The organism is Actinomadura sp. WMMA1423 (assembly GCF_006547145.1).
Classification (GTDB): Bacteria; Actinomycetota; Actinomycetes; order Streptosporangiales; family Streptosporangiaceae; genus Spirillospora.
In genome coordinates, this window is record NZ_CP041244.1 from 4,728,056 (window position 1) to 4,742,218 (window position 14,163).

The following is a 14,163-nucleotide window of genomic DNA, read 5'->3' on the forward strand; positions in this document are numbered from 1 at the left end:
CTCAGCGTCCCCCTCAGGCCCGTCGACGTGTCTCCGGAGCCCGCCGGGGTCGGCGCGAACCGGGGTCAGCGCAGCGTCGCCTTGCCGGTGCCCTCGGTGATCTCACCGAGCGCCCAGGACGGCACCCCGCGCGACGCCAGCAGCCGCAGCGCCTCGTCGGCGCGGTCCGGCGCGACGATCGCCGCCATGCCGACACCGAGGTTGAACGTCTTGTCCATCTCCGCCTGAGGCACCTCGCCGTGCTCCTGGAGCAGGCGGAACACCGCTGGGACCTCCCAGGAGGAGCGGCTCAGCACGGCGTCCACTCCCGGAGGGAGCGACCGGGCCAGGTTCGCCGCCAGCCCGCCGCCGGTGATGTGCGCGAAGGCCCGCACCCCACCCGCCTGGGTCAGAGCCAGGCAGTCCTTGGCGTAGATGCGCGTGGGGGTGAGCAGTTCCTCCCCCAGCGGACGGTCGAGCTCCGCCGGCCGGCTCTCCAGCGTCAGGTCCGTCGTCGCCAGGATGTGCCGGACGAGCGAGTACCCGTTCGAATGGATGCCGGACGACGCCATGGCGAGCACGACGTCGCCCGCCCTCACGCGCTCCGGCCCCAGGATCTGGTCGGCCTCCACGACCCCCGTACCGGCGCCCGCGACGTCGAACTCGTCCGCCTCCAGCAGCCCCGGGTGCTCGGCGGTCTCGCCGCCGACGAGGGCGCACCCGGCCAGGGCGCACGCGTCCGCGATCCCGCCGACGATGTCGGCGACGCGTTCCGGCACGACCTTGCCGCAGGCGATGTAGTCGGTCATGAACAGCGGTTCCGCGCCGCACACGGCGAGGTCGTCGATGACCATGCCGACCAGGTCGTGCCCGATCGTGTCGTAGACGCCGAGGCGCCGCGCCAGGTCGACCTTGGTACCGACGCCGTCCGTGGACGTCGCGAGCAGGGGCCGCCTGTAGCGCAGCAGCGCCGAGGCGTCGAAGAGCCCGGCGAAACCGCTGACGTCGTCGACGACCTCGGGGCGCCTCGAACGGGCCACCCGGGACTTCATCAGCTCGACGGCTCGCTCGCCCGCCGCGATGTCGACGCCTGCGGCCTCGTAGGAGGTCGTCGGGCGCTGCGTCATCGGGTGGCCTCCAGCAGGTGCTTGCCGCGGGAGTCCTGCTCCACCGGGATGGGGTACTGGCCGTCGAAGCACGCCCGGCACAGCTCGTCCTTGGCGATGTGCGAGGCGGAGATGAGCTCGTCCAGGGAGATGTAGCCGAGCGAGTCGGCGCCGATGGAGTCGCGGATCTCCTCCACCGACAGGTTCCCGGCGATCAGCTCGGCCCGGGTGGCGAAGTCGATGCCGTAGAAGCAGGGCCACGAGACGGGCGGGCTGGAGATCCGCACGTGGACCTCGGCGGCGCCCGCGTCCCGCAGCATCGCCACGATGGCGCGCTGGGTGTTGCCGCGCACGATCGAGTCGTCCACCACGACCAGGCGCTTGCCCTCGATCGCCTCCCGCAGCGGGTTCAGCTTCAGCCGGATGCCGAGCTGGCGGATCGTCTGGGACGGCTGGATGAACGTCCGGCCGACGTAGGAGTTCTTCACCAGGCCCTGGCCGTAGGGGATCCCGGACGCCTCGGCGTAGCCGATCGCGGCCGGGGTGCCCGACTCCGGCGTCGGGATGACCATGTCGGCCTCGACGGGGTGCTCGCGGGCCAGCCGGCGCCCGACCTCGACGCGGGTGGCCTGCACGCTGCGCCCGGCGATCGTCGTGTCGGGCCGCGCCAGGTACACGTACTCGAACAGGCAGCCCTTCGGGCGCGGCTCGGCGAACCGCTCGGACCGCACGCCCTCGCCGTCCAGCGCGACCATCTCGCCCGGCTCGATCTCCCGGACGAACCGGGCGCCGACGATGTCGAGCGCGGCCGTCTCGGACGCGACCACCCAGCCGCGGTCCTCCAGGGCGCCGAGCACGAGCGGCCGGATGCCCTCGGGGTCGCGGGCGGCGTACAGCGTCCCCTCGTCCATGAAGACGAGGGAGAACGCGCCGCGGGTCGCGGGAAGGATCTCCCGCGCCGCCTCCAACGCACTGCCCGTGCCATGCGAAGCGAGCAGAGCAGTCAGAACCTCTGTGTCGCTCGTGGCGGTCAGCACGCCGGGCTCCAGCCGCGCGGCCAGCTCCGGCGTGTTGATGAGGTTGCCGTTGTGGACGAGCGCCAGCCCGCCGTCGTCGTTGGACCGGAACGTGGGCTGCGCGTTCTCCCACGTGGGCGAGCCGGTCGTGGAGTAGCGGCAGTGGCCGACGGCGATGTGGCCGCGCAGGGTGTTCAGCACCGACTCGTCGAAGACCTGGGCGACGAGGCCCATGTCCTTGAACACGACGATGCGGGAGCCGTCGCTGACGGCGATGCCCGCGGACTCCTGCCCGCGGTGCTGGAGCGCGTACAGGCCGTAGTAGGTGAGCTTGCTCACTTCGGCTCTGGCCGCCTGTTCGGCGGGGACCCAGACGCCGAAGACCCCGCAGGCGTCCTGCGGAGCGCGGTCGGAGGGATCGAGGTCGTGGCTCAAACGTCCGTCACGGAGAGGCACGTTCGCCAGTCTAGATGCCCGGTTCACCTGCTCCGATCGGTGGCATCTCCTTAACGGACCTTTACTCCCCGGAACCACGGGCCCCACGCGGTTCCGGGAATCTGGGGACGACACGTGGAGGGAACGCCATGACGCTGCCCGGGTACCGGACCCACTCGCCCCCTGCCCCGCCCGTGCGGAGCACTCTGGCCCGGACCTCGCAGGTGCTCGGAATCGCCGGTCTGGCAGGGCTTGCGGCGTGCTTCGCGGGGATGGTCCCAGCGCTGCTGGGCCTCGTCCTGGGGACGGTGTCCCTCGTCCGGGGCGACCCCGACCGGCGCCCCGCCGTCGTGGGGGTCGTCTGCTCCGCGATCGCTCTGCTCGTCGGCGCCGGAACGCTCATCTGGCTGCTGGGCAAGGCGGCCCAGTGCGGCGACGTGTCGCGGTACCCGGACGACCAGGCGCGGCGCGGCTGCGTGGAACGCGAGTTCCCCTTCGCCCACGCCACCCCCTAGGGGGCCGCGTCAGCCGCTCGGCTGGTCGGCCAGCGTGCGGACGGCCTCCGGGACGAGCGGGGAGGCGTACACGCGGAGATCGTCGATGAGGCCGCCGAAGCCCGGCTTGGCGGGCTCCCTGCCGAGGTAGATGGGCCCGGCCGGGGTGACGACGGGATGTTCCAGGGGGGCGGCCGCGTCCTGCTCGCCGTCGACGTGGAGGACCATGCCCCGGGTGTCCACGACGAAGGCGAGGTGCGCCCATTCCCCCACGGTCAGCCTGGCCGTGCTGTCGACGTAGTCCGGGCCCTTGACCGTGAACAACTGGACGCGCAGCCGCATCGCGTCCGGGTACAGCCAAAGGCCCAGTCCGCGCGCGTCGTTCTCGGCGACGGGCTTGTAGAGGAGGCTGCGCCACTCACCGGTGGGGCCCTCGTCCACCCGGACGAAGAAGGCCAGGCTGAACCCGAAGATCTGGCTGAGGACGAGCTGCGGCGCCGCGGGGATCACGGCGCGGTCGTGCTCGCCGAGGGCCAGCGCCTCCCCGTCCCTGCCTGGGACGATCTTCGCGCCCTCCATCAGCTCGGCGGCGGGGGCGGCGGCGCCGGCGGTGTCGGCGGCCCGGCGGCCGTCCACGGTGCCGGCGTCGAACGTCCAGTGCGCGATCAGCACGGGTCCACCTCCGGTAAGGCGCGCGTCACCCGCGCACGCTATGCGCGCGCTCACCGTCCAGTCGAGAGGCGGCGTCCGGTCCGGGCGACGGGAGAGCCGCCGGCGGGCAGGCCAGTCAATCGAGGGGCAACGGGAGGTAAGGGGTCAGGTCGGCGCGCGCGCCGCTCGCCCGTATCCTTCCGGTCGCCGTCGCGTCTTCCCAGGTGGAGCGGCCGGTGGCCAGCGCGATCCACGTGGCGGCGTCCATCTCCACCACATTCGGTGGCGTACCACGGGTATGGTGCGGCCCGTCGATGCACTGAACGGCGGCGTGCGGAGGGACTCGGACCTCCACCGAACGACCGGGTGCCAGCTCGGCGAGACGGTCGAGCAGGTACCGCACCGCTCCCCTGACCACCGGACGGCTGGGTTCCGCCCCGCCCGTCCCGATACCGGCGAGGACCGTGTCCAGAGCCGCGCGGCGCAGCTCGGCGGGCTCGTCCGCGCCCGTGTAGGGCGCCAGGCCGAGTGCGGCGCGCTGCTCGTTCAGCACGGCGGGGGTAAGCGGTGTTCGCGGCATCGCGCATGACGCTACCGGGTCCGCCGCGGTACCGCGCAGGCGGTAGAAAGGACCCCGGTGCCAGGCATGGGGGCGCAGGGAACGGGGAGGCCGGGGACGCCGTCCCCGGAGGAGACGGAGGTTCGTCAGATGCCCGAGGCGCTGCCCCTGCAGCCGGGTGACCCGGGACGACTCGGATCGTTCGAGATCACGGGCCGGCTCGGCGTCGGCGAGCAGGGCGCCGTCTTCCTCGGCAGGGACCCGGCAGGCCGCCCCGTCGCCGTGAAGATCCTGCACGTGCGGCTGAGCGGCGAGCCGGTCGCGCGGTCGCGTTTCGCCGACGCGTTCTCCGCGGCCCGGAAGGTGTCCGGCTTCTACACGGCGGCGATCCTGCACGCCGATGTGGAGGGCGACCGCCCCTACGTGGTGAGCGAGTGGGTGGACGGGCCGTCCCTCCAGCAGCTCGTCGACGAGGAGGGCGTGCGCGGAAGCGTCGTCGTCGAGCGCTTGGCCGTCGGCATGGCGATCGCTCTGGCCGCCGTCCACCGCGCGGGTGCCGTCCATCACGACCTGAAGCCCGGGAACGTCCTCCTCGGCAAGGACGGTCCCCGCATGAGCGACCTCGGCATCGCCCACGCCATGGAGGCCGTGAACGTGGCCTTCCGGGGGCACATGACCGAGGACCCCGCCTACAAGTCCCCCGAGCAGCTGAGCGGCATGGGCATCGGCCCGGCCGCGGACGTGTTCGCGTGGGCGTCGACCATCCTTTTCGCCGCCACGGGCAAGCCGCCGTTCGGCGCGGGGTCGCCGTCCGAGGTGATGCAGCGGATCGTCTACGACGAGGCCGACGTGTCGGGCGCCCCTGACTCCCTGCGCGACACGGTGGCGTCCGCCCTGGCCAAGGACCCCGCTGAGCGTCCGATGGCCAAGACGATCCTCGAACGGCTGCTGGGCCGGGGCAGCGCGCTCGCGGGGCGGCTGCCGGCCTCGATGGTGGAGGAGGGGCGCGCCCTTGCGACGGGCGTGATGATCCGCCACGAGGTGCCACGGGTCACGCCACCGCGTCCTCCCATGGCGACCCCCGGGGCGCCCATGGGAGCCGCATCTCCTGTGGGGTTCACACCAGGCCCTGCCGCACCTCCCAGCCCCGTTGGCCCCCCTCCGGGGCAGCCTTCGGGGCCGCCTGTGGGGCCGCTTCCCGGAGCGCCTTCGGGGGCGCCCTACGGGGCGACGTCGGGGGTGCCTTCCGGGCCGCCCGCGGAGTCGGAGTCGCTACCGCTGCTCGGCAAGCTCGCACGCTCCCGCCGCGCGCGCCCGGAGCCCGTCCGGGAGCCCGAGCCGCCCGCGGCCGACCTCGACCCCGCCGCTTTCGAGGCGACGGCGGCCTTCAACGCGATCGGCCTGGGCCGGCCGGAGAGGCACGCCCAGGCGGGCGGGGGCGACCATGCGGAGCAGACCGCGCGGTTCGACGCCGTCGGCCCCGACCCGACCGCCACGTTCGACGCCGTCGACCTGCCCGCCCCCCCGAACGCCACCGAGCCGAACCCCATCGTCCCGGGGCTGGGGCGGGGCCGCGAGAGCCGCGGGCACCGCTCCCCGACCAGCCGCTCGCCCCTGTCCGCCATCGCGAAGCTGCGGCGTCCCGGCAACCACGTCCTGGGGCTGGCGCTCTCGCTGGCCATCGGTGTCAGCGTCGGCATCGCCATCATCGTCCTGGTGCTGTGGCCCCAGCTGAAGGCCGACGACGACTCGCCGTCCGACAGCACCAACTCCTCGGCCAACCGCCCCGTGACCACGATTCCGGCGTCGTTCGCCGGGACGTGGACGGGCACGGCGGTCAACACCAACCGCAACACCTCGTTCCCCGTGCAGATCACCTTCCAGACCGGCGGGACGACGGGGCGCGCCCTGTACCCGCGGGAGAACTGCGTCGGCACACTGCGGCTCACCAGGGGGACCGAGAGCGCGCTGCGGATGAACCTGGACATCGGCAAGCCGTGCACGTCCGGGATCGTCCAGGTCACCCGGCAGCCGGACGGGACGCTCCAGTACACGTGGACGAAGCCGGGGACCAACCTCGGCTACGGCGGGCGGCTCAGCAAGACCTGATCCGGCCTCGCCATTTCGGGCCGTACGTCCAATTTGTCGTCTCATATCAGGACAGTTCCGCTAAGGTTTCCCCTCGATCGAGACTCCTCGATCATGAGCGGGACGCGTCCGCGCGCTCCCCGGCAGAAGGAGTGACCTTGCGGGCTGTCCACCGAAGGCTGCTGCTCGTCGGCGCCGTCGCGGCGTGCCTCGGCGGCGCCGCGGCGTTCCCGGTGCTCGCCGACGACTCGTCGTCCCTGGTGAAGGTGACGGCGGCGGAGGGCACGCCGGTGCCCGGCCGGTACATCGTCACGATGAAGTCCGGCGCGTCCACCGACGGTGCCGCCAAGAGCGTCAAGGCCAGCGGCGTCCGGCGCTTCGACGGCGTGCTGAACGCCTTCGCCGCCCCCCTGACCAAGGACCAGCTGAACAAGCTGCGCCGCGACCACCGCGTCGCCGCGATCGAGCAGGACCAGGTCTTCAAGGCGACCACGACCCAGCGCGCGCCGCTGCCCTGGGGCCTCGACCGCATCGACCAGCGGTCGGCGAAGCTCTCCAAGACCTACACCTACAAGTCGTCCGGCAAGGGCGTGAACGCCTACGTCATCGACTCCGGCCTGGACGTCACGCACAAGGAGTTCGGCGGCCGCGCCTCGATCGCCTGGACGGCCCCCCAGTTCAACGGCGACGGACGTGACTGCAACGGCCACGGCACCCACGTCGCGGGCATCATCGGCTCCAAGACCTACGGCGCCGCCAAGTCCGTCAAGCTGCGGTCCCTGCGCGTCCTGGACTGCAACGGCGAGGGCACGCTGTCGGACGTCGTCGACGCCGTGAACTGGCTGCGCACCCACGCCGCCAAGCCCGCCGTGGCGAACATGTCGCTCGGCGGCCCCAAGTCCACGGCGCTGAACACCGCCGTGATGAACCTGTCCAAGTCCGGGGTGTTCACCTCCGTCTCCGCCGGCAACGAGAACGCCGACGCGTGCAAGGTCTCGCCCGCCGGCGCGGGCTGGGTCATGGCCGTCGGCGCCACCACCAAGTACGACAACCGCGCCTCGTTCTCCAACTGGGGCAAGTGCGTCGACATCAACGCCCCCGGCTACGGCATCTACTCCACCTGGCCGGGCGGCAAGAACAAGGCGCTCAGCGGGACGTCCATGGCGGCCCCCTACGTGAGCGGCGTCGCCGCCCTGTACCTGTCGACCCACCCGAAGGCCACCTTCCCGACGGTGCAGAAGGTCCTGAACGACAACTCCACCCACACCCTCAAGAACCTGCGGTCGCAGCCCAACAGGCTCCTGTGGAAGGGCAAGCTGTGAGTCCTGTCACGTAAGATGGCCCGGCTCCCAGCGTGGAGCCGGGCATCTCGCGCCTTCGCCCAGTGCCACTCTCCGCAGAGGTTTACCCTTGGCGAGGCAGACGGCTCTTTAACGTCCATTGACCTTCGGCCATGACGAGAGGAGAACACGTGGAGACCCCCGCCTCCACCCGTCGGCACACCGACCGCGGCCGCGGCCGGCGCCACACCGCCGCGGCTCTCGTGGCCCTCGCCGCGGTGGTGCCCCTGATCGCCGCGGCGACCCCGTCCGCGGCCGCTCCGGCGTCCCTGCCCCTCGACCCGGGCGACAGCGGCAAGTTCGCGAAGCTGAACCGCCAGATCGAGCAGCTCGACAAGGAGTACGGCGGCGACCTCGCCAAGCTGAAGGACGCCGAGTTCGCCGCGAAGAAGGCGCTGGACAAGTCCAACGACCTGCAGCGCGACCTCCAGGAGGCCCGCGGCGTCGTGGCGCAGCTCGCCGCGTCCCAGTACATGACGAACGGCGAGGACCCGACCGTCACCTTCCTCGCCGACGCCGACCCGTCCGACCTGCTCAGCAACGCCACCCTGGTCAGCCACCTCGCCCAGAACAAGGCGGGCAAGGTCGCCCAGATCCAGAAGCTCGTCAACGACCAGATGAAGGCCCGCAAGCAGGCCCAGCAGAAGATGGTCGAGCTCAACAAGGAGATCAAGGACCTGAAACGGCGCAAGTCGCAGATCCAGTCCCTGGTCAAGAAGTACAAGCCCGAGTCCCCGAGCGTCGGCATGGGCGGCGTCACCCCCCGCATGCTCAAGGTCAAGAACACCCTCGACCTGGAGATGGGCCCCTTCCCCACGATCGGCTGCTTCCGCTCCACCGGCGACCCGCAGGACCACGGCAGCGGCCGCGCCTGCGACTTCATGGTGACCACGGGCGGCGTCATGGCCTCGGGGAGCGCCAAGTCCCTAGGCGACCGCACCGCCGAATACGCCATCGCCCACGCGAGCGCCCTGGGCATCAAGTACATCATCTGGCGCCAACGCATCTACGACCTGCGCAGCCCCGGCTGGCGCTCCATGGAGAACCGAGGCGGCGTGACCGCCAACCACTACGACCACGTCCACGTCTCGGTCTTCTAGCTCGCGAGGTGCGCGGTCACCAGACTCCGAGTGCCATGACGTTCCATGTGAGGCGAATGACGGGGCGCGTCTGTAGCTGCAATGGATCGAATCTCTCGTGGTCGAAGCGGAGAACCAGGCCCTCGTAATCGTTCCGCTTCTCGACGGTGAGGGTCTCCAGCCTGCGCAGCCTGCCGATCGACACGGTCTCCTCCCCCGCCTCGAAGAACGTCAGGTACGCCTCGCCCGATGTTGGGTCGAGCGAGAAGAGCACCTCACGAGAACCCCGGCGGAGACGGAACGACTGGAGCCCGACAGGCCAGGCGAGGTCCTCGTGCTGGGGGGTCGGCTCGTCCTCGAAGAGCCAGATCAGATCCGCGAGCTCAGGCATCTCCACGCCCCCGACGCTATAACCCGAACTTTCGATCGACATTCCGGTGACCCGCCCTGACGCCGGCAGCCGGATCGGGCGCGTCAATGACACGGCAGGGTGCCGCGCGGGTCGGAGCCGGCCAGGGGTGGAGTCAGGGGGGCGGGGAGCCAACTCGGTGCAGGGTTCCTTCGGGGTCGACGTAGGCGAACTCCCGGAGACCGTACGGTGTGTCGTCCGGCTCGCCGAGGCGGCCGGGGACGCCTGCGCGGCTCCACTCGGCGTGCAGGGCGTCGGCATCTGAGACGTAGAGGTAGACGGCCGCTGCGGTGCGGGCGGGGTCATGCTCGTCCCACTGAGTGAGGTGGAGCGAGACCCTCCCCCGGTCGGCGAACCCGTACCGGGGGTCCTCGTCGGCTCGGCGTACCGAGAACCCCATGTCGCGGTACCGGTCGAGGGAGGCGACCAGATCCCGGACCGGGATCACGGGAGCCGCGCTCTCCAGGCGAACCTGACCATCCATAGCCTCTCCCGCGGCTTGAGATGTCGTCTTCCCCGCCAGGCTAGGTGGTGGCGGCCCAGGTGCGCCGGGGACCTTCACGCGGTGTGCGGCAGATGTCGGGCGCGCTGCCGCCGGGGTCGTGGCCGGTCCGGGCCGGGGGCGGGTGGCGCACTAGGGTCGGTGTATGGGTGAGAAGCGAGAGTTGCCGCGGTACCGCGTGCTTACGGGACCCGATGACGAGACGTTCTGCTGGCGGGTCAGCGAGGCGCTCGACCTGGGATACGAGCTGCACGGCTCACCGGCCGTGACGTTCAACGGGGACCGCGTCGTCGTCGCCCAGGCGCTCGTCCGGCGCCAGGCCTTCTAGAACCGCGGCACCGCCCCCGCGGGGGTGCGGGCATGCGAAAGGGCGCCCCTGGTGGGGCGCCCTTTCGTTGCTCGGGTCAGTCGGCGTAGCTGGGGAGCATGCGTTCGTGGGCCTCGCGGAGCTCGGAGAGGCCGATGCTGAACAGCTCCTGCTGGTCGCCTTCGGGGCCGCGGCCCGTGACGTGGAGGGTGTCGCCGCCCGCCACGCCGAGCTGGGCCACGGGGACGCCCGCCGACTCGCACAGGGCCGCCAGCCGGCCCTCGGCGCCCGGACGGACGACGACCATGGCGCGGGCCACCGACTCGCTGAACAGGGCGACGAACGGGTCCCCGTGCAGGGTGATGCGCGCGCCGAGGCCGCCGCGCAGGCACGACTCCACCAGCGTCTGCGACAGGCCGCCGTCGGACAGGTCGTGCACGGCGTTGACCAGGCCGTCGCGGACGGCGGCGACCAGCACCGACGCCAGAGCGGCCTCGGCCTTCAGGTCGACCAGCGGCGGCAGGCCGCCCAGGTGGCCGTAGACCACGTGCGCCCACTCCGAGCCGCCGAACTCCTCGCGCGTCTCGCCCAGCAGGGCGATCGTGGCGCCGTCGGTGGCCACCGACATGCCCACCCGGCGGCGCACGTCGTCGTGGACGCCGAGGACGCCGATGACCGGGGTCGGGTTGATCGGGGTGCTGCCCGTCTGGTTGTAGAAGCTGACGTTGCCGCCCGTCACCGGGATGCCCAGGTACTGGCAGCCGTCCGCCAGGCCCGTGACCGCCTGCGAGAACTGCCACATGACGCCCGGGTCCTCCGGGGAGCCGAAGTTCAGGCAGTTGGTGACGGCCAGGGGCCGCGCGCCGGTGGCGGCGACGTTGCGGAACGCCTCCGACAGCGCGAGCTGCGCGCCCGCGTACGGGTCGAGCCGGGTGTAGCGGCCGTTGCCGTCCAGGGACAGCGCGATGCCGAGGCCCGACTCGTCGTCGATGCGGACCACGCCCGCGTTCTCGGGCATCGCCATGACGGTGTTGCCCAGGACGTACCGGTCGTACTGCGACGTCACCCACGTCTTGCCGGCCAGGTTCGGGGACCCGGCCAACCACAGGACGGTCCGGCGCAGCTCGTCGCCGTTGGAGGGACGGGTCAGCCGGCCCGGCGTGTCGGACTGCAGGGCGCCGAGGTCGGGCGGGGGCGCCAGCGGGCGGTTGTAGACCGGGCCCTCGTCGGCGGCCGTGACCGGCGGGATGTCGACGATCGTCTCGCCCCGCCACGTCATGACCAGCCGGCGCGTGTCGGTGACCGTCCCGATCACGGTGGCCGGGATCTCCCAGCGCGCGCAGATCTCCATGAAGCGCTCGACCTTGGCGGGCTCCACCACCGCCATCATGCGCTCCTGCGACTCGCTCATGAGGATCTCCTCAGGGCGGAGCGTCTCGTCGCGGAGCGGGACGGCGTCCAGGTCGACGTGCATGCCGCCGGTGCCGGCCGCGGCCAGCTCCGTCGTCGCACACGAAACCCCGGCGGCGCCGAGGTCCTGGATGCCGACCACCAGGTCGTCCTTGAACAGCTCCAAGCAGCACTCGATGAGCAGCTTCTCCATGAAGGGGTCGCCCACCTGGACCGACGGCCGCTTCTGGTGCGACTCCTCATCGAAGGTCGCCGAGGCCAGGACGGACGCGCCGCCGATGCCGTCGGGCCCGGTCAGGGCACCGAACAGGATCACCTTGTTGCCGGGGCCGGGGGCCACGGCGCGCTGGATGTCCTCGTGCTTCATCACGCCGACGCACAGCGCGTTCACGAGCGGGTTCTGCTCGTAGCAGGCGTCGAAGACGGTCTCGCCGCCGATGTTGGGCAGGCCGAGGGAGTTGCCGTAGCCGCCCACGCCGGCGACGACGCCGGGCAGGACACGCTGGGTGTCAGGGGCGTCGGCCGGGCCGAAGCGGAGCGAGTCCATGACGGCGATGGGGCGCGCCCCCATCGACATGATGTCACGGACGATCCCGCCGACGCCGGTAGCGGCGCCCTGGTAGGGCTCGACGTAAGACGGGTGGTTGTGCGACTCCACCTTGAAGGTGACCGCCCAGCCCTGGCCGATGTCCACGACACCGGCGTTCTCGCCCATGCCGACCAGGAGCTTGTCGGTCTTCGGGGCCTTGTCGCCGAACTGGCGCAGGTGCACCTTGGAGCTCTTGTAGGAGCAGTGCTCGCTCCACATGACCGAGTAGATCGCCAGCTCCGCCGACGTGGGACGGCGCCCCAGGATGTGGCGGACGCGCTGGTACTCCTCCTCGTTCATCCCCAGCTCGGCGTACGGCTGCGGACGCTCGGGAGACGCGGCGGCGACGGCGACCGTGTCGGTGCCCTGCTCGTGGTGCGCGGGCCCGGCGAGCGCCGGCTGCGGGCCGGTGCTCCGGCCGATGGCCGGCTGCGGGCCCGTGCCGGGGCCGACCGCGGGCTGCGGGCCGGTACCGCGTCCGATCGCGGGCTGGGGCCCCGTCCCGCGCCCCATGGCGGGCTGCGGACCTGTGCCGCGGCCGATGGCCGGCTGCGGGCCGGTCCCGTGGCCGATCGCAGGAAGCGGCCCCGTCCCGGGGCGGACGGCGGGCTGGGGACCCGTGCCGACGCCCACGGAGGGCTGCGGGCCCGTGCCGCGTCCAATGGCGGGCTGGGGCCCGGTCCCGTGGCCTACGGCGGGCTGGGGGCCCGTGGCGCGCCCTATGGGGGGCTGGGAGCCTGTCCCAGGGCCCACAGTGGGCTGCGGGCCCGTGCCGTGGCCTACGGCGGGCTGAGGCCCTGTACCGGTGCCTACGGCGGGCTGAGGGCCCGTCACAGGGCCTACGGGCGGCTGCGGGCCCGTGATGGGGCCTTGCGCCAGCGGGTCCGTGTTCAGGTCGATGAGAGGCTGCGGGCCGGTGCCCGGGCGTACGGCCGGCTGCGGACCCGTGCCGTGAACGAAGGCGGGCTGCGGACCGGTGCCGGAGCCCACGGCGGGCTGCGGGCCGGTGCCTGAGCCCACGTGAGGCTGCGGGCCGGTACCCGAGCCGATCGCGGGCTGCGGGCCGGTGCCCGTGCCCCTGGGGGGCGGCGGTGCCGCGAAGGCGCTCAGGTCGGGCACGGTGAACGACGAGTCCACGGCGGTGGACGTGGGGTCGCCGGCGGGGCGCTCCTCTTCCAGGGCCCGCGCGAACTCCTGGTCGGGCTCCCCCTGGGACGCCGCAGGGCCCGGGATGGGCTCCTCGTCGTTCAGCACGGGGATGGGCCCGGTGAAGGGCCCGGGGACCGGTTCGGCGGGCGGGGCCTGGGGAACGGCCTGGTCCTCTTCGAGGATGGCCTTGAAACCCTCCGTGACCGCGGGGTTGACGGGCTGGAGCTCGGGGTCGTCCGCGTCGGACTTGAGCTCGCCGAGCCACTCCATCGAGGGCTCGTCTTCGTCGCGGGTGGCCCGTCCGGAACCGTGGGGCCGTTGCTCACTCATGCGTTGACCAGTCTGTTGACGATCGAGGTGAAGAACCCGAGCCCGTCGGTGGACGGTCCGGTCAGCGACTCGACGGCGTGCTCGGGGTGGGGCATGAGCCCGACCACGTTGCCGGCCTCGTTGCAGATCCCGGCGATGTCGTCGAGGGAGCCGTTCGGGTTCAGGTCGAGGTACCGGGCGACGATGCGGCCGGATTCGGCCAGTTCGATCAGCGTCTCCCGGTCGGCGGTGTAGCGGCCGTCCCGGTTCTTCACCGGGATCACCAGTTCCTGCCCCTCGTGGTACTCGCCGGTCCAGGCGGTGGCGGCGTTCTCGACGCGCAGCCGCTGGTCGCGGCAGACGAAGTGCAGGCCCGCGTTCGGGAGCAGCGCGCCCGGCAGCAGGTGCGTCTCGCACAGCACCTGGAAGCCGTTGCAGATGCCGAGGACGGGCAGGCCGTCACCGGCAGCGGCCACGACCTCTGTCATCAGCGGCGCGAACCGGGCGATCGCCCCGGCCCGCAGGTAGTCCCCGTAGGAGAACCCGCCGGGCAGGACGACGGCGTCGACTCCCCGCAGGTCGTGGTCGCCGTGCCAGAGGGCGACCGGCTCGGCGCCGGCCAGCCGCACCGCGCGTGCGGCGTCCTTGTCGTCAAGGGAACCTGGGAAGGTGACGATCCCAACCCGGGCAGCGTCCATCTGTTCTGTTCCTCCGAAATGAGGTGCGGCCGAGACGGTCGGG

At 72.1% G+C, this 14,163-nt stretch carries 13 protein-coding genes; 5 read left to right on the top strand and 8 right to left on the bottom strand.

Going from position 1 to position 14,163, the window contains the following annotated elements; genetic code table 11:
- Window positions 1–65: 65 nt before the first annotated feature.
- Window positions 66–1,106 (bottom strand): phosphoribosylformylglycinamidine cyclo-ligase, encoded by a 1,041-nt coding sequence (purM, locus tag FKD65_RS21830; protein ID WP_141579245.1) that lies wholly within the window; start codon window positions 1,104–1,106, stop codon window positions 66–68.
- Window positions 1,103–2,557: an amidophosphoribosyltransferase gene (gene purF / locus FKD65_RS21835; RefSeq protein WP_141579246.1), complete on the bottom strand. Its 1,455-nt coding sequence runs from the start codon at window positions 2,555–2,557 to the stop codon at window positions 1,103–1,105. Before purF ends, purM begins: the two co-directional genes overlap by 4 nt.
- A 128-nt stretch (window positions 2,558–2,685) precedes the next feature.
- On the opposite strand from purF, the gene FKD65_RS21840 reads away from it, so the two are divergent.
- On the top strand, window positions 2,686–3,051 hold the full coding sequence (locus FKD65_RS21840; protein WP_141579247.1) for a hypothetical protein: 366 nt from the start codon (window positions 2,686–2,688) through the stop codon (window positions 3,049–3,051).
- A 9-nt stretch (window positions 3,052–3,060) separates the two neighbouring features.
- Here the strand turns inward: FKD65_RS21840 and FKD65_RS21845 are convergent, their stop codons facing one another.
- Window positions 3,061–3,702, bottom strand: a complete 642-nt coding sequence (locus tag FKD65_RS21845) for a LamG domain-containing protein (protein WP_141579248.1) — start codon at window positions 3,700–3,702, stop codon at window positions 3,061–3,063.
- 115 nt (window positions 3,703–3,817) lie between these two features.
- A complete protein-coding gene (locus tag FKD65_RS21850; RefSeq protein WP_141579249.1) occupies window positions 3,818–4,261 on the bottom strand; it encodes a sterol carrier family protein in 444 nt (147 codons plus the stop codon).
- A gap of 129 nt (window positions 4,262–4,390) precedes the next feature.
- Here FKD65_RS21850 and FKD65_RS21855 point away from each other — a divergent pair, with 129 nt between their 5' ends.
- The 3 genes from FKD65_RS21855 (at window position 4,391) to FKD65_RS21865 (ending at window position 8,768) form a co-directional block, all read left to right on the top strand.
- Window positions 4,391–6,349, top strand: a complete 1,959-nt coding sequence (locus FKD65_RS21855) for a serine/threonine-protein kinase (RefSeq protein ID WP_168221139.1) — start codon at window positions 4,391–4,393, stop codon at window positions 6,347–6,349.
- A 131-nt stretch (window positions 6,350–6,480) separates the two neighbouring features.
- On the top strand, window positions 6,481–7,650 hold the full coding sequence (locus FKD65_RS21860; protein WP_240810278.1) for a S8 family peptidase: 1,170 nt from the start codon (window positions 6,481–6,483) through the stop codon (window positions 7,648–7,650).
- Window positions 7,651–7,799: 149 nt separating this feature from the next.
- On the top strand, window positions 7,800–8,768 hold the full coding sequence (locus FKD65_RS21865; RefSeq protein ID WP_141579252.1) for a hypothetical protein: 969 nt from the start codon (window positions 7,800–7,802) through the stop codon (window positions 8,766–8,768).
- Between the two features lie 16 nt (window positions 8,769–8,784).
- Here the strand turns inward: FKD65_RS21865 and FKD65_RS21870 are convergent, their stop codons facing one another.
- Entirely contained in the window at window positions 8,785–9,144 is a 360-nt protein-coding gene (locus tag FKD65_RS21870) for a hypothetical protein (RefSeq protein WP_141579253.1), read from the bottom strand.
- Between the two features lie 127 nt (window positions 9,145–9,271).
- On the bottom strand, window positions 9,272–9,640 hold the full coding sequence (locus tag FKD65_RS21875) for a VOC family protein (protein ID WP_141579254.1): 369 nt from the start codon (window positions 9,638–9,640) through the stop codon (window positions 9,272–9,274).
- A 163-nt stretch (window positions 9,641–9,803) separates the two neighbouring features.
- Between FKD65_RS21875 and FKD65_RS21880 the strand changes: the two genes are divergently transcribed.
- Window positions 9,804–9,986 (top strand): DUF1737 domain-containing protein, encoded by a 183-nt coding sequence (locus tag FKD65_RS21880; protein WP_141579255.1) that lies wholly within the window; start codon window positions 9,804–9,806, stop codon window positions 9,984–9,986.
- Window positions 9,987–10,062: 76 nt separating this feature from the next.
- On the opposite strand, the gene purL is transcribed toward FKD65_RS21880, so the two are convergent.
- Both purL and purQ read right to left on the bottom strand, forming a co-directional pair.
- On the bottom strand, window positions 10,063–12,387 hold the full coding sequence (purL, locus tag FKD65_RS21885; protein ID WP_240810344.1) for a phosphoribosylformylglycinamidine synthase subunit PurL: 2,325 nt from the start codon (window positions 12,385–12,387) through the stop codon (window positions 10,063–10,065).
- A gap of 1,052 nt (window positions 12,388–13,439) precedes the next feature.
- Entirely contained in the window at window positions 13,440–14,120 is a 681-nt protein-coding gene (purQ, locus tag FKD65_RS21890; protein WP_141579256.1) for a phosphoribosylformylglycinamidine synthase subunit PurQ, read from the bottom strand.
- Window positions 14,121–14,163: the final 43 nt, after the last annotated feature.

Excerpts from the sequence above, each read along its gene's own strand:
- purM (WP_141579245.1), bottom strand. The coding sequence starts at position 1,106 with ATGACGCAGCGCCCGACGACCTCCTACGAGGCCGCAGGCGTCGACATC.
- FKD65_RS21840 (WP_141579247.1), top strand. The coding sequence starts at position 2,686 with ATGACGCTGCCCGGGTACCGGACCCACTCGCCCCCTGCCCCGCCCGTG.
- FKD65_RS21850 (WP_141579249.1), bottom strand. The coding sequence starts at position 4,261 with ATGCCGCGAACACCGCTTACCCCCGCCGTGCTGAACGAGCAGCGCGCC.
- FKD65_RS21855 (WP_168221139.1), top strand. The coding sequence starts at position 4,391 with ATGCCCGAGGCGCTGCCCCTGCAGCCGGGTGACCCGGGACGACTCGGA.
- FKD65_RS21875 (WP_141579254.1), bottom strand. The coding sequence starts at position 9,640 with ATGGATGGTCAGGTTCGCCTGGAGAGCGCGGCTCCCGTGATCCCGGTC.
- FKD65_RS21880 (WP_141579255.1), top strand. The coding sequence starts at position 9,804 with ATGGGTGAGAAGCGAGAGTTGCCGCGGTACCGCGTGCTTACGGGACCC.
- purQ (WP_141579256.1), bottom strand. The coding sequence starts at position 14,120 with ATGGACGCTGCCCGGGTTGGGATCGTCACCTTCCCAGGTTCCCTTGAC.